This is a genomic window from Paenibacillus sp. FSL R5-0928, assembly GCF_037970385.1.
GTDB lineage: Bacteria > Bacillota > Bacilli > Paenibacillales > Paenibacillaceae > Paenibacillus_AQ > Paenibacillus_AQ odorifer.
In genome coordinates this window covers 5,194,609-5,213,672 of record NZ_CP150225.1, presented here as the reverse complement: position 1 = coordinate 5,213,672, position 19,064 = coordinate 5,194,609, and the positions used below count along the sequence as shown (strand labels likewise).

Here is a 19,064-nt window from a genome sequence, read left to right as displayed (position 1 = left end):
GACAGGAGGAAACATTGCTGTGGAAATAAAGGCCACTAAAAATGAATTACAGATGTTCCTAAATGAACTATATACTCCACTGGAGAGCAGATTTACTTCTGGTTGTGCAGGAATTAATATGGGCGCTACAGGATCCATTTACAATGAAGCTACAGCGCTTATGGAAGCTTTCGCCCGTCCTTTATGGGGCCTTGTTCCTCATGCCAGCGGTGGAGGGGAAAGTGCACTCTGGCCGATGTTTCTGGAAGGGATCATCAACGGAACAGACCCGGAGCATGAAGAATATTGGGGGCAATTTACTACCAAAGATCAGCGTATGGTAGAGCAGGCCGTGTTGGGACTGGGGCTTGCTCTTGCACCACATAAAATGTGGGAGCCGCTGAGCGACACGCAGAAAATGAATGTATATAACTGGCTGAATCAGATTAATCATGTGGATCGTTCCAATCCGAATAACTGGCTGATGTTCACGGTTCTTGTGAATGTGGGCTTCAAGAAAGTCGGATTACCTTATGATCAGAGCATAATGGATGATTATCTAGCGCAGATCGATAATTACTATCTTGGTGACGGTTGGTATTCCGATGGATTGACCGATCAGAGGGATTATTATATTGCTTTTGCTATGCATTATTATACGCTGATATACGCTAAGTTGATGGCGGATGATGATCCTCAGAGAGCTGCTGTTTATCGGGAAAGATCCGCACGATTTGCCGAGGATTTCATTTATTGGTTCGCTGAGGACGGAAGTGCACTTCCTTTTGGTCGTAGCCTGACCTATCGTTTTGCACAGGTTTCTTTCTGGAGTGCGCTGGTGTATGCAGAAGTGGTTCCTTTTTCATATGGCGTTCTTAAAGGAATCATTATGCGCCATTTTCGTTGGTGGTTTGAACAACCTATTATGGGATTAGACGGACTGCTTAGCATCGGATATGCTTATCCGAATCTAGTCATGACAGAGAGCTACAACGCCCCCGGATCTCCGTATTGGGCTTTTAAAGCTATGCTTATTCTTGCCTTGCCAGATGATCATCCTTTTTGGCAGGCGGAGGAAGAGCCACTGCCTATTTTGAAAGAGGTACGGGCTCTCCAAGAGGCGCGAATGCTTGTGAGTCATCCGGAAGGAAATCGGCATGTTATTGCCTATACCTCTGGCCAGATGGCTAATTTTGATATGGCCCATAGTGCAGCCAAATATTCTAAATTTGCATATTCCACTCTGTTTGGCTTTAGTGTCCCGAAAGCGGGTTACGGGTTGGTTCAAGGCGCTTACGATTCTACACTCGCACTATGCGAATGTGATGAACACTATCGGGTACGCAGATTCTGCGAGACCTGGGAAATCGGAGACAGCTATGTATATTCCCGCTGGCATCCCTGGAGTGATGTACATGTGGAGACATGGATTATTCCGGCAGGTCTATGGCATGTTCGTGTTCACAGCATTCATACTGCCCGGCGGCTGGATGTAGCGGAGGGTGGATTTGCCATTGGCCAGTCAGCTGGCTTCTCGCACAGTGAACGGGAAACCATTAAGGTATCAAACACTGCTGTTTCGGTGCAGCTGCCCTGGGGAATCAGTGCCATACATAGGCTAAGCGGCTTTGATCGGGGAGAGTGCGTACATCCCGAGCCGAATACCAATCTGCTGAAGCCGCGGACACTTCTTCCGAGCTTGTGCTCCAGACTGGAACCGGGAGATCAAGTATTGATATCTGCTGTCTTCGGAGCGACGAATACTCCGGAGAACCAGGCAAGTCTTGCTTCACCACCGCTTATTCAATGGCACTCGGACGGAAGGGTTGCTGTATACGAACCTAGTAACGATACACTTTTGCATACTGTTTATTTAAGGGAAGGGAGAAACAAAGATGTGGAATAAGGCTATTGAGGATGCGATTCACAAAGTTGGGAGCAATATTGCTAACCATCCGGGCAAACTGCCTCATATCGCTGAGGGGCAACAGTACGAATGGGGAGACAACGACGACTGGATAGAGGGTTTCTATGTTGGGATGATGTGGCTTGCTTATGAATATAGTAAGGATTCATGCTATAAGGAGGCGGCAGCCTCTTGGTTAGGGGACTTCAAGCATCGTCTGGATCAGCACATTGCCCTGGACCATCATGATATTGGTTTCTTGTATACACTGACTGCAGTAGCGGAGTGGAAAATAACGGGCAGCGAAGCGGCGCGAGCTGTCGGCCTGCAAGCTGCGGACACGCTGTGCAAGCGCTGGCGTGAACCAGCAGGGATTCTTCAGGCCTGGGGACTGGAGAGTGACCCGGAGAATGCGGGACGTATCATTATTGACTGCTTGATGAATTTACCTCTATTGTTCTGGGCAGCGGAGGAAACAGGAGATAAGCGCTATTATGAAATAGCGCTCGAACATGCGTTTAAGAGCCGGAAATTTCTTGTGCGTGGGGATGCCTCCTCTTACCATACTTTTTATTTTGATCCGGCTACCGGAAATGCAATTCGTGGGGGAACACATCAAGGTTATGAGGACGGATCGACCTGGACACGGGGTCAAGCTTGGGGAATATACGGTTTTGCTCTGGCGTATCGCTATACGCAGAATGAGGATTTTCTTAATACCTCTAAGAGCCTAGCGGATTATTTTATCAGTCATCTACCGGAGGACGGTGTGGCTTATTGGGATTTCGATGTGCCAGTGGGAGCGGACACCCCTCGCGACAGCTCGGCTTCGGCGATTGCTGCAGCCGGTCTTTTGGAACTGCTCGATCACCTAGGTGTAGATGATCCGGACCGGGCCATTTATGAAGTTGCTTTACACCGTAGCATGAAATCCCTAGTGGAACATTATGCGACATCTGGAAATCCGGAAGCAGAGGGACTTCTAAAGCATGGTTCTTATCATGTGAGAGGTGGACGTGTGCCTGATGGTCATATGATTTGGGGAGATTATTATTATTTGGAAGCGTTGATCCGCTTGCAGACTGGCATCCGAGGCTATTGGTAGTGGGATGTTAGAATGTGGAAAGGTTTAGCCTATAGAAAAAGGAAACTGCTAAGACTAATCTCTTAGCGGTTTTCTTTTTTTTGTGGACTACTATACAAGAATTTTAAAACGTAGTTATTTACTTGGAATAGTATGAATAAAATCATATCACCACACGTAAGGTTTAATGTAAGATTTTGATAATTATTAGAAATTAAGAAAAGGGGATCGGGTTACTCAGATATGAATTTAGACTGGGAGTTTATCTATGAGAGTTTGCCGCTTTATAGTGAGGCGATGTGGCTGACAGTGAAGCTAGCGTTGTTAGCTATTGTCTTCTCACTCCTTATTGGCTTACTGTTCAGTATCGTCTTGTACTATAAAGTCAAAATCGTTAGTGATGTTATTAAGATCTACATTGAGCTTTCACGGAACACCCCTTTACTTGTGCAGCTCTTTTTTCTTTACTATGGCTTACCTAAGATCGGAATTCACTTTAGTGAGATGACCTGTGCGATTGTAGGCATGACATTTTTGGGCGGGAGCTATATGACGGAGGCTTTTCGTGGTGGGTTCGAGGCAGTTAGCCAATCGCAGATTGAATCAGGTCAGAGCATTGGACTGTCTAAGCTGCAGCTGATCAGATATGTTATTTTTCCCCAAGCCTTTGCGATAAGTATTCCTTCTTTAGGGGCAAATGCGATCTTTCTTCTGAAGGAGACCTCTATTGTAGGTGCCATTGCTTTAATGGATTTGATGAATGTGGCAAAAGACTTGATCGGCATACATTACAAAACAGCGGAGTCTCTGCTCCTTCTGGTACTCGCCTATTTTGTGTTAGTCCTGCCCTTATCGCTTTTATTGACTTGGGTGGAAAGGAAGGTGAGATATGCAGAATTCGGGGATTGAGGTGCTTTTTGAAGGTTCTAATTTCGAACGATTATTAGGGGGCTTACTTGTAACGATTGAAATTTCATTCCTCTCTATTGGAATCGGTACGTTATTAGGTATCCTTATGGGATTGCTCCGGACGCTGGGATCGAGGCCTTTAAGGTTTATATTACGTCTTTATTTGGAGACCTTTAGAATTATTCCGATTCTAGTGTGGCTGTATGTAGTACATTTCAGTTTCTCTCCATTACTTCATATCGATATCAGCGGGGAGGCTACCTCTATATTGGTGTTCAGCTTATGGGGAGCTGCGGAGATTGGGGATCTTGTTCGTGGAGCTTTGCAATCTATGCCAAAACATCAGGTGGAATCTGCCAGGGCGCTAGGTCTGAGCAGCAGTCAACTTTATCGGCATATTTTGATTCCGCAGGCTGTACGCAGAATGCTGCCGGGAATGATTAATCTTGCCACACGAATGATCAAGACAACATCACTGGTGGTGCTGATTGGAGTGATTGAGGTGGTAAAGATCGGGCAGCAGATTATTGAACTCGGCGTGATAAAAGCGCCCACCGCTTCCTTCTGGGTATACGGCTTTATCTTTATATTATATTTTTCTGTATGTTTTCCGTTATCCAGACTTTCGAAAAAAGTTGAAAGCAGATGGCAAAATTAAGGCTTAGGAAGGAACGGTTGTAATGGCAGATTCCGGAGAACTCCTGCTGGAGGTTACACAATTACACAAATATTTTGGAGAGCGAAAGGTTCTGGACGGCATTGAATTGCAGGTGGCAAAAGGAGAAGTAATCGTTATTCTCGGTCCCTCTGGCTGTGGAAAAAGTACGTTCCTGCGTTGTCTTAACGGTTTGGAGCCGGTTCAGGAAGGGGCGATACAATATCGTGGGCAGAACCTTGCGGGGGCTGCTGTAGATTGGCGTGAAGTTAGGCAGCATATCGGAATGGTCTTTCAAAATTATGAGTTATTCCCGCATATGACGGTTATGGATAACATTCTTTTAGGTCCTCTGAAAGTACAAAAGAGAGAGCTCAAAGAAGCAACGCAGCAAGCGGAACAGCTCTTAGAGCGGGTTGGGCTGCTTGAGCGTAAACTTGACTATCCACGGCAGCTATCCGGTGGACAAAAGCAGAGAATAGCTATAGTAAGAGCTTTATGTATGAATCCGGAGATTATGTTATTTGATGAAGTGACGGCATCCTTGGATCCGGAAATGGTTCGGGAAGTGCTTGATGTGATCTTAGGGCTTGCTCAGCAAGGAATGACGATGATCATCGTGACTCATGAAATGGGGTTTGCCAGATCGGTTGGGGATCGGATCGTGTTTATGGATCAAGGCAAGATATGTGAGATCGCTGCCCCGCAACAATTTTTTACCCACCCTGCGACAGAACGTGCCCAGCATTTTCTGGATATATTTCAGTACGAAAAATTATAGAAATAGGAGAGGAAGAGAAATGAAGAAAAGTTTGAAATGGCTAACGATGCTGGTAAGTATAAGTATATTATTGATGGGATTGGCTGCTTGCGGCAATAGTTCGGATAACAACGGAAACTCAGCATCTTCTAAATTCACTTCTATTGAACAGCTAAAGAAGAAAGGGAAGATTAAGATCGGCGTATTTGCAGACAAACCACCTTTTGGTTATGTGGACGCTGAGGGTAAAAACCAAGGGTTTGATGTGTATATTGCCAAACGCTTTGCCAAGGATCTGCTGGGGGATGAATCGAAGGTTGAATTTGTGTTAGTTGATGCTGCCAGCCGCGTGGCTTATCTTGAATCGGGTAAGGTTGATATCATTATGGCTAACTTTACGGTCACCGAGGAAAGAAAAGAAAAAGTGGATTTTGCTAATCCGTACATGAAATTGTCCTTTGGGGTCGTATCCCCAGACAGTGCTCCAATCACTTCCATTGATCAATTAAAAGGGAACAAGCAAAAGCTCATTGTAGCTAAAGGTACGACAGCGGAAACCTATTTTACCAAAGAATATCCGGATATTGAATTGCTCAAATTCGATCAGTACACCGAGATTTTTGCAGCGCTTAAAGATGGTCGGGGGGCGGCAATCGCTAACGATAATACAGAACTCATTGCCTGGGCTAAATCAAATCCTGGATTTACTGTCAGCATTCCTGCTTTCGGGGGTCAGGATACAATTGCTCCAGCAGTGGCAAAGGGGAATAAGGAATTATTGGACTGGATTAATACAGAACTTGATACCCTTGGTAAAGAACAATTTATCCATCAAGCCTATAAAGAAACCTTAAATGAAATTTACGGTGAAGGATATACCGATGAGCTTGTTGTTGAAGGCGGGAAAATCCAGTAACAGATTAGGAATAACATTGCGGGGGCATCTGAGAAGATGCCTTTTCTGCTGATAGACTATTGCAATTTCTATAATGCCGAGTATAATACTAGGTATACACAGAATAAGGAGTCGGTGAAAATGTCTGTCGATGATTATCTGGATCTTCTAAACTACGCCAAAGCAATTAACGATGGACAGTGGCAAGCTGACATCATAGACCGTTTGAATAAGCTGAGTAAGGCTTCTCATGCTGAGACAACAGAACAAAGTGTGAACGAGCTGTGGATTCAATTCGACGATATAAATGCAATATTAATGGATTTATTTAATAAGCTGAGAGAAAGTGTGGATCCAGTAGAGCAGTATCGGTGGAAAGAGAAAATCTGGGAGTTAAAGCAGGAACGGATTAATCTATCGAAGAAGATTCAGAGTAGATATATCAGGATATAATTTAAGCCCACATTGTGATAAAAAAGAAAATAAAAAAAGGCATGCAGTTAGTCTGCTCTGCCAAACTTACGATGGTCTATAGGCTACTTAGACATTTGCATTCCTTCGCGCATCATTGTCATACACATAGTCATCATTTCATCGCAGTCCTGCATTTTTTTCATCATCATATCCATGTTCATGTCCATCATGCCCATTTCAGACATTTTTTCCATGCCCATCTTCATGCAGTTCATCTTAGACATCATATCATCCATACACATGTTCATCATCATTTCCATACACATCTTGTCCATTTTTAATTCCTCCCTTCTTTTAAATTACCTTTCTTCCATAAAATACTATACAATTTCGGAACAATCAACGCTAGATTTGATATTTTACCAACTTATTTTTCTTATTTGTCGTAATTATGTATATCCTTACCATGCGGATGTTATTAATCAGAATACTTATTTGCGGATGGTGACTATTGGCTAGATTGCCTCAGGTCAGCGTTTTTTTGCGTTCTACAGAGTGAGGAATTAACGAGCTGGATCATCACTCTGGGATAAACGAGAAGACACTGCCATAGGTCCCTGTAAATACGGGCTGACCGAATTTTTGTGTCCATTCCTTGAGTAGCTTATATGAGACCTTTTTGCTCGTAATTACATAATCGGGATGATCGTAATTAACGATCTCGGGAAGGTATTCAGAGAATCCGTGCATCGAGCGTTCAAAAGCAGTCCAACCCAATACGCCAAGAGAATCTTTTGTCACGAAGGGATCTTGTCTACCATCACATAACACATCTCCCCCTCGGAACATGACATAGCCGGATGAACCGTAGTGGGCGAGAACTTTGGGACGTGTACCTTCAGGTGTATGCTGCAGAATATAGTCCATTTCATCTACAGGATATTTTTTAGCGTCAATAACTGGTGGTACAAGGAACAGATAAGCAATGTTTAGCAGCAGACCAACTGCCAGTAACCCGCGTAATGTACTTTGTCGGACTAGAATACCTGTTTTGGTGAACTCAGGAAGCGCATCAAAAAATACAGCCGCAAAATAGGGAATGAACAGCCACATAAACAGGTTTTGCTTGAAGTTTGATACACCGAGGTATAGAATCCCAAGCATAAGAAAAAAACGGAACGGTTTACGCTGGAGTGCAAAAGGAAGTGTGCAGGCAAAGAACATAAGCAACAGTAGAATGGGCAAATTATCCAAGCTATTGAACCGAATCGGCTGCCATTCATTAATCAGCAGGTTAAAGTTCTTTTTCGTTACTGTCAAAATAAACAAGAGGCTTTTTACGCCGCCTGGATTTAGAATGCCAACTAACCAGATGAGACCGAAGACTATAATTTTACGCTCATTCAGCGTTTTTTGGATCAATGATTCAAGCAAGGCCATCCCTGTAAATACAGCAATTACAAGCCATACTCCTGCATGGAAATTGGCAATGCCAATAGAAAGGGCAATCATCGCAGCGGCATATTTCTTTTGAGCACACATTTGATATTCACGCAAATATACGAAAAACCAGACAATCATAAACGAAGAGATCATCTGTGGACGGCCTTTGAAATAATTATAATAAATCCAGCAAGAAATTAGCAGCACAAAAGGGAGCAGGAGAACATGGTCTTCTTGAAGTCCCAGTTCTTTGCGTGAAACTTTACCCAGCCGAAGCAATCCGAGCACTAAAAAGAACAAGCATACAGCGGTCAAAATATACACACCCGGCCATCCAAACGCTGCATAAAGCGGGGCAACGAGCAGCTGGAATCCGAATTCATGAGGGACGTAGGGCAGCTTATTTCCGTAAAAAGTATGTATGGCATGATGTAGAACTTGTCCGTGCTCGATCATATATTGTCCTAGCTCTATATGCCAGAAGGTATCGGGATCATTGTAAGAAAATTTAGGGAACATCAGCAAGATAGCGGCTATAACGAATATGCCGTACAAAAGTTTGTGTATATTGAATTTCACCATTATTTTGTTTCCTTTCTTATATAATAGAAAATTTATGAAGCGGAGTGAACACTCATGCATCAACTATTTACGTGGATATCTGAATCCGCGCTTCACCTTGTTAATTCTATGGGCATTTGGGGCATATGGTTAGGGATGATTCTAGAGAGTGCCTGTATTCCCATTCCCAGCGAAGTGATTATGCTCAGCGGTGGCTGGCTGATTGCGCAAGGTTCGCTTACTTTTATGGAAGTTGCTGTTGCTGGGATATTCGGAAACCTACTGGGTTCCATCATTGCCTATTATATTGGTAAGGCTGGTGGACGCCGGTTATTAGAGAAATACGGAAAATATATTCTCCTGAATGAGCATCATTTGGAGCAATCGGAGCGTTGGTTCGGGCGTTATGGCGAGAGTACCGTATTTTTTACTCGTATGTTGCCCTTTATTCGTACTTTTATCTCACTGCCCGCAGGGATTGCTGGAATGAAAGCTTGGAGATTCATAACATTTACAGCACTCGGCTGTATCCCGTGGAACTTAGCTTTGATCTATCTGGGATACCGCTTAGGTGACAACTGGGGTATCGTGGAGCAATTTATTCGCCCAATCAGTTATACCATTTGCGGAATCGTGGTGCTTCTTGTGTTGAGATGGTTAGTACGGAGATTTCGTAACCAGACTTAATGCCAACTCTTCGGGTGTTTTCTGCTCGGTGAGCCTCACAGCTTATTATGGATAAATTAAGGTTAGGAACGTCGGTGCTAGAATTAACTGTTATATGTTGAATGTATTCTATATTCAAGATTAATCTACTTATGTCTGGGAGGTTTGAAATGAAGGTCAAACGAATCGTCGCCAATATAAACACGAAGGATATCACGGCAGCTAAATGCTTCTATGAGGATGTGCTCGGTCTTGATTTAATGATGGATCATGGTTGGATTAGAACTTATGGTTTAGACGAGGAGATGAGCATTCAGATTAGTTTTGCCTCAGAGGGTGGCTCAGAAACGCCTACGCCTGATCTATCAATTGAAGTCGATGATGTCGATGCTACATTTGAAAGCATGAAGAAAGCTGGATTTCCGATAGAATATGGGCCTGTTGATGAGCCTTGGGGCGTTCGGCGATTCTATGTCCGCGACCCGTTTGGCAAACTTATTAATATTCTTGCACATAGACATTAGAAGAGTGGTCACGGCGTGCAGAAATCTTGATTGTTAAACTGTCGAATAGCGATAGCTAAATGATGACATAGGGGCAGCCGGTCAGGGGATCGGCTGCCTTTGTTCAACTAACGGGCAGTAGAGCGTAATGTCGCTGATACAAAAAACTAACATTACATAGAGTGTTGCTACGAATTGTATGTCTTGGGTAGAGATAGGGCAACCTAATTAATGGAAAATAAGATAACGGAGGAAAAGAGCGCGTGGATTTTTTTAAGAGCCAAGAGTCATTGTCGGCAATAGGGTGGATTTTACGCTCGATTGTCGGATTTGTATTCCTTATAATTGCTGCCAAAATGATGGGTCAGCGTTCAATATCGCAGCTTAGGTTTCTTGATTTCATCATCGCGCTGACGCTGGGAAATATTATTGCGCATCCACTGTCGGACGAGCAACTTGGTCTGAAGGGTTCCATGATTACGACTCTTTCGCTCGTGATCCTATACATAGTCGCGATCTGGCTCAGTTTAAAGATCCCACTGTTAAAACAATTTTTCGATCCTCCAGCGATTACTCTTATTCAGGAAGGGAAGCTTAATTACCGGAACCTGTCGAAGGCAAAGTTACCTATTGATTTTTTGTATGCAGAGCTGAGAAAGTCGAGCGTAGAGGATATCTCGAAGGTTGCCTTTGCTTCATGGGAGCCAGGCGGTACTCTTTCTGTCTTCGTAAATACGGCTTATCAGCCTGTAACTCCGGCTGATCTGAAGTTGGCCACACAACCATTTAACCTGACCAAACCGATTATTGTGGATGGCCACATTGAACATGCACTGTTACGCGAAATCGGCAAAAACCGCGAATGGCTGGAAACGGTAATACAGCCCCACTTATTGAACAATGTCATCTTGGCAACCGTAGATAGTAAGCTTACAGTGCAGGTACATGTGGCTGAGGGTCCATAAACGTATGTTTCCTCCGAAAGTGTAATCGCGTAGCCATGAAATTTGAATATATAATACGGTTCACCGTAATGCTTCCAAATACAAAGTACAGTTTGACCACAAAATGTATATCAGTATATAAAGCAAAAAACACTCCTGACAATGGAGTGTTTTTTGTTATTCAAATTTATTTGAGGTCCATGTAGCAATTCCATTCATTGGACATGCAACAACCAGCCAATTATCAAATTCTACTCCCACCTGCCAACATTCATACTTCTCATGAAAACCATTAACAAATAATATGCTTCCTGATTCCAAGTTTATAATTAAATGTGGAGTAACGTCTCCCAATTTTATATCTGTAATTTTTTCACGTCTCAGCTTTATTATTTGACTGTACTTTTCTTCCTCTGAGACATCTGCAATTTGACTTTCATTACTAGGGTATTGAGAGGGAACTGAATCAAATATAGTCCACTTTGATTCAATGTTCAGGTACAGTTGACCAGCTAAATCATCGAACTCGTTCAGCGAAGTCCCTATTTTCTTTATTCATTCCGTTCCCAGCTCTTTTCATCAACGTATAAGCAAAATTTTTACACCATATCTTGGATTTGTCGGTGTTGGCTTTTCGCTTCAAATTTCACTCCTAAAAAACTCAATTACGACACAAAGGCAGCCAGTCAATGGAGCGGCTGCCTTTGTTAAGCTAACGGAAGGTTAGTTCAAATATGCAGGTGACCTGCGTTTTTATATTAGCGTTTTGGCATTTTGCTCTCATCCATGTACAGCAGATTCCAGCGGTGACCGTCCAGGTCGGCAAATCCTGCGCCGTACATCCAGCCGTCAGTTTCACTTGGCTTGCCAAAGATGTTTCCTCCGGCAGACTCTGCTTTTTGGATAAAGGCATCTACTTCTTCTCTGCTTTCAGCACCAATGGAGAATATTACTTCAGCGCTATGGGAAGTATCTGCGGTCTTCGAACCTGTGAATTTCTCAAACGCCGCATCCGGAAACAGCAGAATTGTTGTTTGGCCTATAACAAGCTTGGCTCTCTCGTTACCAACACTCACCGCTTGGAATCCAATCTCATTGAAAAAGGCAGTTGACCTCTCAACATCTTTGACTGGCAGGTTAATCCAAATCTCCTGTGACATGGCTGTAGCCTCCTAATATATTTTCAACTATTCCTACTATACTCTACTTCTGGCAGCAGAAGCGATCTCTTTCGCAACTCACCTTTAATTGAAATACTCGATAGTTTTCTCAATAAATGCCTTGGCCGATTTTGTCAGAAAACGGTCGGAACGATGAATGATCTCAAAGTGACGATATGGCGGATCGTCTGTAATTCGGATGCAGTGTAGTGTTGGTTCATTCATCGCTTGGATCAGAGGATAAGGCAGCAATGTTCCTCCGACGTTGGCTTTAACCAAGCTAATAATGGAAGTTGCCGAACTGGTCTCCATGATCGTATTTAAGCTGAAGCCATATTTACGGCAATAGCCATCAACCAATTCTCTGCCTGTAAATCCTTCGGGGAACATTACAGTTTGGATATTACGCAGTTCCTGGATTCCAATTGTGCTTCGTTCAGCCCAATCATGTTTCTCGGAAACGACAAGTACATATTCTTCACTGCACAAAGGAATGCGTACAAGCCGGTCATCAGGAGCGGAAATGATCTCGATCCCGATGTCTACTTCATTATCCAGTACTTGATTCAAGACGTAGATCGAAGAGATAACCTTCAGCTGCACCTTAGGGAATCGCGTATGAAAATTCACGAGTAATGGGGTGAGCCGATAGTCCAGATCGGAAGGGAGAACACCAATTACCAACCGCCCTCGTTGATCATTGCGTAATTCAGCTAACGCATCCTGGGTATTCTGTAAATGCCGAATCATCTGTACACAGTGCTCCAGAAAGAGATTTCCGGCCTGAGTCATCACAATCTTTTTGCCGACTCGGTCAAATAAGGGAACTCCGAGTTCATCCTCGAGCGCGCGTATTTGTTGACTCAACGTAGGCTGAGATATGCCAAGCTTCTCAGCTGCTCGTGTAAAATGAAGCTCCTCACACACAGCAATGAAGTTTTCCATCTGACGAATCTCCATATGAATGACCTCTAATCATTGGTTTTTGTAATCATTTTAATAGAAACTATAGTATTGTTCAATCATTCTAATGATTCTATACTTAATCGTGCACCATCCAAAGATCTGTTATTAACAAATAGGATCATGGGTGATTGCATCGATACTACTACCATGAGGTGATTCATAATGAAACTTTTTTATATCGTCTTGGCGCTTATTCTGGCTTCACTGAATTTACGGCCACCCATTACATCCATTTCTCCTCTAATGAGCACCATTCAGAATGATCTGGGTATAAGCGGGATTACAGCCAGTCTGTTAACCACACTTCCGGTATTATGTATGGGTATATTTGCTCCGTTCTCCGTACGATTAAGCAGAAGGTGGGGAAATGAGGGTGCAATTGTTCTGGCTTTAATCCTCATTGGGTTAGGTACGGGATTACGATGGTTTGTTGGTACAACTCCTTTGATGATGTTCACTTCTTTTCTGTCCGGTGTAGGGATTGCATTGGCAGGGCCGTTGTTGTCCAGCTTCATCAAGCAGTACTTCCCTGACCGAGTGGCATCCATGGTGGGTATTTACTCTACAGCGATGGTGATGGGAGCCAGCATTAGTGTGGGACTATCGGTTCCGCTACAGCATACGCTGGGTGGTTCGTGGAGAGGCTCGTTGGCTGTATGGGCATTACTCGCAGCCATTGCATTGCCGATATGGTTGAGATTAGCCTGGTCTGCGCACGCAGATCGACAATCCGGTAAAATCTCCAGTGTACTTAATGCACCACTTCCGGTGAACAACAAACGTGCCTGGGTGCTGACATTATTCTTCGGGCTGATGGCAGCGATCTTCTATTCATTGACCGCTTGGCTTGCACCAGCAATCCAAAGCCAGGGGTATAGTCAAGAGACGGCCGGCAAAATCCAAACTTTATTTACATTGATATCGCTGCCCTCTACGTTGTTCATTCCCATGCTTGTACATCGTTACCAAAGACGTGTATTCTGGCTTGTCGGGTGTGCATTATTGGAGTTGATGGGTGTCCTGATGCTGAACCTAACCGTTAGCCCCTGGCTCGCGGCGATTCCGCTCGGTATTGGAGCGGGTGGGCTGTTCCCGATTGCACTGATGTTGCCCATTGATGAAACAAGCAGTGCTCAAGAAGCCAGTAGCTGGTCCGCAATGACCCAATCTGGTGGCTACATTCTCGGAGCGCTTGGGCCGCTAGCCATTGGCTGGCTGCACGATGCAACAGGCAGCTTCGTTCAAGCATTTTATGGATTGGCTGTAATCATCGTGCTTCAGATTATCGTTCAAATGGCTATAGGAAATAAAAAAAAGTTCTCCAGCGAGTTATGATAAACCGCAACCTGGTGTATAAAGAAATCTATCAATATGATGAAATCTCCTATTTCTGTTCCGTCTCTTTTTCTAGAGCGTGAGCAATGCTAAGCTCCACAAAGTTCAGCGCTTCGTCGGAAACGGGATATAGTCCTGACTCTGATGTAGGGAGCTTCCTCACTTCCCAAAACTTCTCCATCAATTCCTCGTCTCCATTAAAGGTTTCGTGTGATAGCTTTATTAACTCACAGGCAATGGAATAACCTTCATCAGATTCAGGTGGAACAGATTGTTGTATGCACCACTCAATCCGGCGCAGCAAAGAGGCATATTGCTGAGTGGTCTGGTCATTACTGCTGAGATTGGGTAGTGCATTTTGTAGAAAGGTACTTTCGTCATCGTTGAAGTAATCGATCCATTGTTTAGAAATGGGTTGTACGTTCTGGACCAGATGAGAAACCCGATCCCAGGAGAGTGTACCTTCTAGATCAATCATGTTGATCAAAGAAGTAGTATTTGCAATACTGCCCTGAAGAGAAGCAAGCTGCTCCTGAAGATGATTATGATGTGCGATTAGAATATGACGAAAGGATAGCTTGTCCATTACATTTTGAATGTCTTCAAGCGGTAGTGATAGTGATTTAAGCAACGTTATCTTTTCGAGAGTGAATAAATCTTCTTCTGAATAATAACGGCGGCCGTTATCTTCCTTATAACTCGGTGTAAGTAGACCGATCTGATCGTAATAACGTAGGGTTCGAACCGAAATGTTCCGCTGTTTGGATATTTGTCCTGTTGTCCATCTATTCATGGTTCTTTTTCCTCCCAAAAATAATGCTTGCAGGTGACGTAACGTCACCTATTATCATTAAATTATATCACAGAGGATTGAGGGATTAAGGATGACCAGCACGGAAATGTGGAAGAAGATGGATCAGTGGACATGGCGTGAGTTTATTGCTTTACTTGCGCTTGAATTTGTATTCGTTATATTCGTTATCAAATATGCGGTACAGTCAATGTATGAGCAATGGTTGGGGAATACTCTTTATTCAGGGACTCTTACAGGGCTTACCATAGCAATTGTACTTTTGTTAGGTTTATATTTTATTGCTTTACGACCGAAGAAAATGCCTTGGACTGAGGTAGGAGTAAAGAGATTTTCTGCGAAAGATTGGTGGAGGATTGCGCTGTGGACACTAATTCTTATCGTATTCAGTGTGGTGACTCTCTATCTCACTAGTTTTCTTGGGAATACGGTGGACAATAGCAAAACAGAGAGTCTGAAGCAAAATGTCACTCTATTTACTATAATTATTGGTATTGTGTCGGCAGGGATCGTGTCACCATTTTATGAGGAGATATTTTACCGTGGATTTGTATATCGTTGGTTACGGACTCGTGTTAGTATGAGCTGGGCGATTGTGATTAGTTCGCTAATCTTTACGCTTGCACATTTTCCCACTATGAATGCCATGCCCGTGAATTTTATTAGTGGAGTTGTCCTTGCATGGACCTATGAACGTACGGGATCGGTCGTGCCTGGTATGATCGTTCACGGTGTGTTTAATACGATTGCGGTGTTGTTAACAGCGATGAGTTAGAGTGATGATTATATTATGTATAAACGATGAGCGCTGATGAGCCTCAGGGTTTCTGCATTAATTGGACGAGAGAGCAACGTATTTAAGACTTCGGTACTGACCAAAGGCCTGGGTGTAATTCAACTAGCGGGTAGGATAATGGAAATGATTTGTAGAAAAAAACCTATAAATGAAAGTGACAAAAGTGGACAATTCTACCGGCAGTTGAATAAAGCGCCTGGGATAATTCAACCACCGCTTGATAGGATTGCGTTTGAGGAAATGCTATGCTGTTTTCGACAGTGCGCACTGTACATTTTGTTTTATTGGAGGTATACAATGCTCGACTTGCGTAAAATTGGAGCTTATATTTCGAAGCTTCGCAAAGACCAGGATTTGACCCAATTAGAACTTGCCGACCAACTGAATGTAAGTCATCAAGCGGTATCGAAATGGGAACGGGGCGACTCGCTACCGGATATCGGAACGCTTCCGCAGTTTGCGAGGTTATTCGGCAAAACGGTAGACGACATTTTAAATGCAGGAGACAACGCAGAAAATCGGGAGCACCCGCACCTAGGAACGATCGTTGAGGAGATCGCAGAGAACAGGCCGGACCAAGTTGCAGAGATGGTCAATACCGGTGAGGTGGAGGTGGAAGAGCTTGTAGAAGTAGCGCCGTTTGTAAAAGCGAGTGCTCTGCATAAGGTTACAGAACGATTAGACAGCAGCGTCCTTAAGTTAGACGTGATCATGCGGCTGGCTCCGTTCCTTGGAACAGATACATTGGATGAACTGGTTCGTCAGGCAGAAGAGGGCGAAATTGTGTGGAATACCATTACTGGACTCGCTCCGTTCGTCAGCAGCGACACATTAAGCCGACTGGTAGATAAATCAATTGACGGTTCCTTAGAAGTGCACAATCTTGTTGGAATTGCCCCATTTCTTGAAAAAGAACATGTAGATCGGTTGGTACAACAAGCAGAAGAGGGTAGCTTGAGCTGGAATTCCGTTCAAGGGTTGGCACCCTTTATTAGCAGAGAAACGTTAAGCCGCTTGGTAGACCGGGTTGCAGATGGCACTATTGATGCGAACCAGATCATTAGCCTCGTACCTTTTCTGGACAGGGAAAATCTCGAGAAGTTAATTAGTGGAGTCGAAGCTGAACATCTTAGCCCAGATCTGCTGGCAAGCCTTGCTCCTTTCGTCGATCAAGGGACATTGAGCAGAATGGTGACAAACTTATTAAATAAAGTAAAGTAGACACGTATATCGGAGATTGGTGATGCATAGGCAATGGCGTTAAGCTAACATCATACGCTAGTTCAATAAACACGATAAAGGCAGCCCGTCAGTAAATGTGATCGGCTGCCTTTATTCAACTAACGGGCAAGTTACCTTAATAAACTAGGTGGTGGATAAAATATAAATATAAGAGTTCTCTCCCGAACTATTAGAAAAAGTCATGGTACGATGTCCTTATTCGGTTGTTTCAGGGGGAGTGAGGAGAACATGTTAAATACTCATGATGTTGCAATAGAAGCATTAACTTGTTATTCAATTACTTATCAATCAATAGATCATATTGGTCAAAATGCAAACACTATCTATAAAGTGACAGATGAAGAAAGTAACTGCTATAGTTTGCGGATACATCTATCAAAAAATGATTCGATGGAAAGGATTTGGTCTGAGGAAAAAGTCATTCATTCAGAAATGATTTGGCTGGAATCATTAATAAATGATACTGATTTGGTGTTACCGTCACCTATAAAAAATAACATTGGTGAATATGTTACTAAGATAGCTGACATGAACTGTACATTGGTAAAATGGGTAGAGGGTGAGCAAAAACAATTTGTTCCAACAGTCAATGATGCCGAGTACGTAGGCAAATTGATCGGAAAGCTTCATAAACAATCATCTATTTGGAAGGTTCCGCAATCATTTACTAGACCATCCTTTGATAATACAAGAATTTCACAATCATTAGAAAAGCTCAAACAGCTTGCTGACGGTGGTGAGCTCAATAAAAATGATGTGGCAATTCTGCAATTGGCAGGAGAGCGTGCAATTTTAATGATGAACGATATAGAAAGAACACCTAGCAACTGGGGGGTAATTCACGCAGACTTGATTCCAAGTAATTATGTGTTTCATAAACAAGAAGCTAGAGCCATTGATTTTGGAGCTTGCGGGTTCGGATATTATTTATTCGATTTAGGTTGGACACTTTCTTATATCCATCCAGTTTTCAGAAGCCAGTTGCTAGAATCATACGCAAAACAATTCGACCTGCCTCATAACTATGTTCAACAGTTAGAAGGATTCTTTGTGGCGGCCCAACTCGAAACAATGAATTTTTGGCTTGGGTTGCCTGATTCTAATGAGTGGTTGCCCAGTCATATTAGTAAATTAGCAAGTCGGGAATTTAAGTTATATGTAAATAAAGAAGAATTTCTCTTCAGTGGGACTCCTTACTGGGAGTAGTTTGTTTAATTAACGGGAAACGATGGCTCAAGAATCACGATCAGGCAGCTGCGTGGTCGGCTGCTTTTTGCGCGATCTTGATCGTATCGGACCGTATTGCAGCTATTCCAGCATATGAGTTCATATTGCGAAGGTTTCGGACTGTATAGCTCTTATTGCCCTTGATTTGCGCAGAAAAGAAGTACATTTGAGCGAATAGCTGCAACTGAGTCCGATAGTGTGGCAAAACGAGCTGAATTATGGAAATAAGAGCAACTGAGTCCGAACAGTTGGTGAAAAGAACGCCGCCTGCCAAATTTGCTCCTAAACGTGCTACCCAGTGCTTAAACTAGCCGTCTATAGCTCAAGCTATCTACACCGTGCGCGGAATTAGCTACCTATAGCCTAACCTAGCTACTCCGTGCGCAGAATTTGTTACCGGTTGCTCAAACTAACCGCCTATGTCTCGAAACTAGCTGCCTTTTGCTCGATCTTGATCGTATCGGACCGTATTGCAGCTATTTCAGCATATGGGTTCATATTGCGAAGGTTTCGGACTGTATAGCTCTTATTGCCCTTGATTTGCGTAGAAAAGAAGTACATTTGAGCGAATAGCTGCAACTGAGTCCGATAGTTTGGCAAAACGAGCTGAATTATGGAAATAAGAGCAACTGAGTCCGAACAGTTGGTGAAAAGAACGCCGCCTGCCAAATTTGCTCCTAAACGTGCTACCCAGTGCTTAAACTAGCCGTCTATAGCTCAAGCTATCTACACCGTGCGCGGAATTAGCTACCTATAGCCCAACCTAGCTACTCCGTGCGATAATTTAAGGATGGGCAAAGGTGAAAAC

At 43.4% G+C, this 19,064-nt stretch carries 19 protein-coding genes; 14 read left to right on the top strand and 5 right to left on the bottom strand.

Going from position 1 to position 19,064, the window contains the following annotated elements; all coding sequences use genetic code 11:
• Positions 1 to 19 precede the first annotated feature (19 nt).
• The 7 genes from MKZ16_RS23665 (at position 20) to MKZ16_RS23635 (ending at position 6,641) form a co-directional block, all read left to right on the top strand.
• Positions 20 to 1,885: a DUF2264 domain-containing protein gene (locus tag MKZ16_RS23665; protein ID WP_256715453.1), complete on the top strand. Its 1,866-nt coding sequence runs from the start codon at positions 20 to 22 to the stop codon at positions 1,883 to 1,885.
• Entirely contained in the window at positions 1,875 to 2,990 is a 1,116-nt protein-coding gene (locus MKZ16_RS23660) for a glycoside hydrolase family 88 protein (protein WP_076104317.1), read from the top strand. Before MKZ16_RS23665 ends, MKZ16_RS23660 begins: the two co-directional genes overlap by 11 nt.
• Positions 2,991 to 3,212: 222 nt before the next feature.
• Complete coding sequence (locus MKZ16_RS23655; protein ID WP_076104318.1) at positions 3,213 to 3,878, top strand: amino acid ABC transporter permease; 666 nt, start codon at positions 3,213 to 3,215, stop codon at positions 3,876 to 3,878.
• Complete coding sequence (locus MKZ16_RS23650) at positions 3,859 to 4,536, top strand: amino acid ABC transporter permease (protein WP_036683130.1); 678 nt, start codon at positions 3,859 to 3,861, stop codon at positions 4,534 to 4,536. The genes MKZ16_RS23655 and MKZ16_RS23650 overlap by 20 nt, the downstream gene beginning before the upstream one ends.
• Positions 4,537 to 4,558: 22 nt before the next feature.
• Positions 4,559 to 5,314: an amino acid ABC transporter ATP-binding protein gene (locus tag MKZ16_RS23645; protein WP_038572651.1), complete on the top strand. Its 756-nt coding sequence runs from the start codon at positions 4,559 to 4,561 to the stop codon at positions 5,312 to 5,314.
• A gap of 19 nt (positions 5,315 to 5,333) precedes the next feature.
• Positions 5,334 to 6,209, top strand: coding sequence for a cysteine ABC transporter substrate-binding protein (locus MKZ16_RS23640; protein ID WP_076104319.1), 876 nt, complete (start codon positions 5,334 to 5,336; stop codon positions 6,207 to 6,209).
• Between the two features lie 120 nt (positions 6,210 to 6,329).
• The gene (locus tag MKZ16_RS23635; RefSeq protein ID WP_036683223.1) at positions 6,330 to 6,641 is read left to right on the top strand and encodes a hypothetical protein; all 312 of its coding nucleotides are present in this window, start codon (positions 6,330 to 6,332) and stop codon (positions 6,639 to 6,641) included.
• A gap of 83 nt (positions 6,642 to 6,724) precedes the next feature.
• Here the strand turns inward: MKZ16_RS23635 and MKZ16_RS23630 are convergent, their stop codons facing one another.
• Positions 6,725 to 6,937 (bottom strand): hypothetical protein, encoded by a 213-nt coding sequence (locus tag MKZ16_RS23630; protein WP_038572647.1) that lies wholly within the window; start codon positions 6,935 to 6,937, stop codon positions 6,725 to 6,727.
• Positions 6,938 to 7,181: 244 nt separating this feature from the next.
• Positions 7,182 to 8,627, bottom strand: a complete 1,446-nt coding sequence (locus MKZ16_RS23625; RefSeq protein WP_076104320.1) for a hypothetical protein — start codon at positions 8,625 to 8,627, stop codon at positions 7,182 to 7,184.
• 54 nt (positions 8,628 to 8,681) lie between these two features.
• Between MKZ16_RS23625 and MKZ16_RS23620 the strand changes: the two genes are divergently transcribed.
• From MKZ16_RS23620 to MKZ16_RS23610, 3 genes are all read left to right on the top strand, one after another.
• Entirely contained in the window at positions 8,682 to 9,293 is a 612-nt protein-coding gene (locus tag MKZ16_RS23620; RefSeq protein WP_076104321.1) for a DedA family protein, read from the top strand.
• Between the two features lie 149 nt (positions 9,294 to 9,442).
• Complete coding sequence (locus MKZ16_RS23615) at positions 9,443 to 9,796, top strand: VOC family protein (protein WP_076104322.1); 354 nt, start codon at positions 9,443 to 9,445, stop codon at positions 9,794 to 9,796.
• A gap of 242 nt (positions 9,797 to 10,038) precedes the next feature.
• Positions 10,039 to 10,740, top strand: coding sequence for a YetF domain-containing protein (locus MKZ16_RS23610; protein ID WP_038572643.1), 702 nt, complete (start codon positions 10,039 to 10,041; stop codon positions 10,738 to 10,740).
• Positions 10,741 to 11,477: 737 nt separating this feature from the next.
• On the opposite strand, the gene MKZ16_RS23605 is transcribed toward MKZ16_RS23610, so the two are convergent.
• On the bottom strand, positions 11,478 to 11,879 hold the full coding sequence (locus MKZ16_RS23605) for a VOC family protein (protein WP_036683113.1): 402 nt from the start codon (positions 11,877 to 11,879) through the stop codon (positions 11,478 to 11,480).
• Positions 11,880 to 11,963: 84 nt separating this feature from the next.
• On the bottom strand, positions 11,964 to 12,824 hold the full coding sequence (locus tag MKZ16_RS23600) for a LysR family transcriptional regulator (RefSeq protein WP_235219488.1): 861 nt from the start codon (positions 12,822 to 12,824) through the stop codon (positions 11,964 to 11,966).
• Between the two features lie 183 nt (positions 12,825 to 13,007).
• Between MKZ16_RS23600 and MKZ16_RS23595 the strand changes: the two genes are divergently transcribed.
• On the top strand, positions 13,008 to 14,180 hold the full coding sequence (locus tag MKZ16_RS23595; protein ID WP_036683107.1) for an MFS transporter: 1,173 nt from the start codon (positions 13,008 to 13,010) through the stop codon (positions 14,178 to 14,180).
• Between the two features lie 49 nt (positions 14,181 to 14,229).
• Here the strand turns inward: MKZ16_RS23595 and MKZ16_RS23590 are convergent, their stop codons facing one another.
• On the bottom strand, positions 14,230 to 14,973 hold the full coding sequence (locus MKZ16_RS23590; RefSeq protein ID WP_038572641.1) for a MerR family transcriptional regulator: 744 nt from the start codon (positions 14,971 to 14,973) through the stop codon (positions 14,230 to 14,232).
• Between the two features lie 91 nt (positions 14,974 to 15,064).
• On the opposite strand from MKZ16_RS23590, the gene MKZ16_RS23585 reads away from it, so the two are divergent.
• From MKZ16_RS23585 to MKZ16_RS23575, 3 genes are all read left to right on the top strand, one after another.
• Positions 15,065 to 15,766 (top strand): type II CAAX endopeptidase family protein, encoded by a 702-nt coding sequence (locus tag MKZ16_RS23585; RefSeq protein ID WP_076104323.1) that lies wholly within the window; start codon positions 15,065 to 15,067, stop codon positions 15,764 to 15,766.
• Positions 15,767 to 16,084: 318 nt separating this feature from the next.
• Positions 16,085 to 17,008 carry a helix-turn-helix transcriptional regulator gene (locus MKZ16_RS23580; protein WP_076104324.1) on the top strand — a complete coding sequence of 308 codons (924 nt, stop codon included), beginning with the start codon at positions 16,085 to 16,087 and terminating at the stop codon, positions 17,006 to 17,008.
• Between the two features lie 249 nt (positions 17,009 to 17,257).
• Entirely contained in the window at positions 17,258 to 18,235 is a 978-nt protein-coding gene (locus MKZ16_RS23575) for a phosphotransferase (protein ID WP_038572637.1), read from the top strand.
• Positions 18,236 to 19,064 lie beyond the last annotated feature (829 nt).

Bases quoted from the DNA above. Each gene is read 5' to 3' on its own strand.
- MKZ16_RS23660 (WP_076104317.1), top strand. From the start codon at position 1,875: ATGTGGAATAAGGCTATTGAGGATGCGATTCACAAAGTTGGGAGCAAT.
- MKZ16_RS23655 (WP_076104318.1), top strand. From the start codon at position 3,213: ATGAATTTAGACTGGGAGTTTATCTATGAGAGTTTGCCGCTTTATAGT.
- MKZ16_RS23650 (WP_036683130.1), top strand. From the start codon at position 3,859: ATGCAGAATTCGGGGATTGAGGTGCTTTTTGAAGGTTCTAATTTCGAA.
- MKZ16_RS23645 (WP_038572651.1), top strand. From the start codon at position 4,559: ATGGCAGATTCCGGAGAACTCCTGCTGGAGGTTACACAATTACACAAA.
- MKZ16_RS23640 (WP_076104319.1), top strand. From the start codon at position 5,334: ATGAAGAAAAGTTTGAAATGGCTAACGATGCTGGTAAGTATAAGTATA.
- MKZ16_RS23635 (WP_036683223.1), top strand. From the start codon at position 6,330: ATGTCTGTCGATGATTATCTGGATCTTCTAAACTACGCCAAAGCAATT.
- MKZ16_RS23630 (WP_038572647.1), bottom strand. From the start codon at position 6,937: ATGGACAAGATGTGTATGGAAATGATGATGAACATGTGTATGGATGAT.
- MKZ16_RS23625 (WP_076104320.1), bottom strand. From the start codon at position 8,627: ATGGTGAAATTCAATATACACAAACTTTTGTACGGCATATTCGTTATA.
- MKZ16_RS23620 (WP_076104321.1), top strand. From the start codon at position 8,682: ATGCATCAACTATTTACGTGGATATCTGAATCCGCGCTTCACCTTGTT.
- MKZ16_RS23615 (WP_076104322.1), top strand. From the start codon at position 9,443: ATGAAGGTCAAACGAATCGTCGCCAATATAAACACGAAGGATATCACG.
- MKZ16_RS23605 (WP_036683113.1), bottom strand. From the start codon at position 11,879: ATGTCACAGGAGATTTGGATTAACCTGCCAGTCAAAGATGTTGAGAGG.
- MKZ16_RS23600 (WP_235219488.1), bottom strand. From the start codon at position 12,824: ATGGAAAACTTCATTGCTGTGTGTGAGGAGCTTCATTTTACACGAGCA.
- MKZ16_RS23595 (WP_036683107.1), top strand. From the start codon at position 13,008: ATGAAACTTTTTTATATCGTCTTGGCGCTTATTCTGGCTTCACTGAAT.
- MKZ16_RS23590 (WP_038572641.1), bottom strand. From the start codon at position 14,973: ATGAATAGATGGACAACAGGACAAATATCCAAACAGCGGAACATTTCG.
- MKZ16_RS23585 (WP_076104323.1), top strand. From the start codon at position 15,065: ATGACCAGCACGGAAATGTGGAAGAAGATGGATCAGTGGACATGGCGT.
- MKZ16_RS23580 (WP_076104324.1), top strand. From the start codon at position 16,085: ATGCTCGACTTGCGTAAAATTGGAGCTTATATTTCGAAGCTTCGCAAA.
- MKZ16_RS23575 (WP_038572637.1), top strand. From the start codon at position 17,258: ATGTTAAATACTCATGATGTTGCAATAGAAGCATTAACTTGTTATTCA.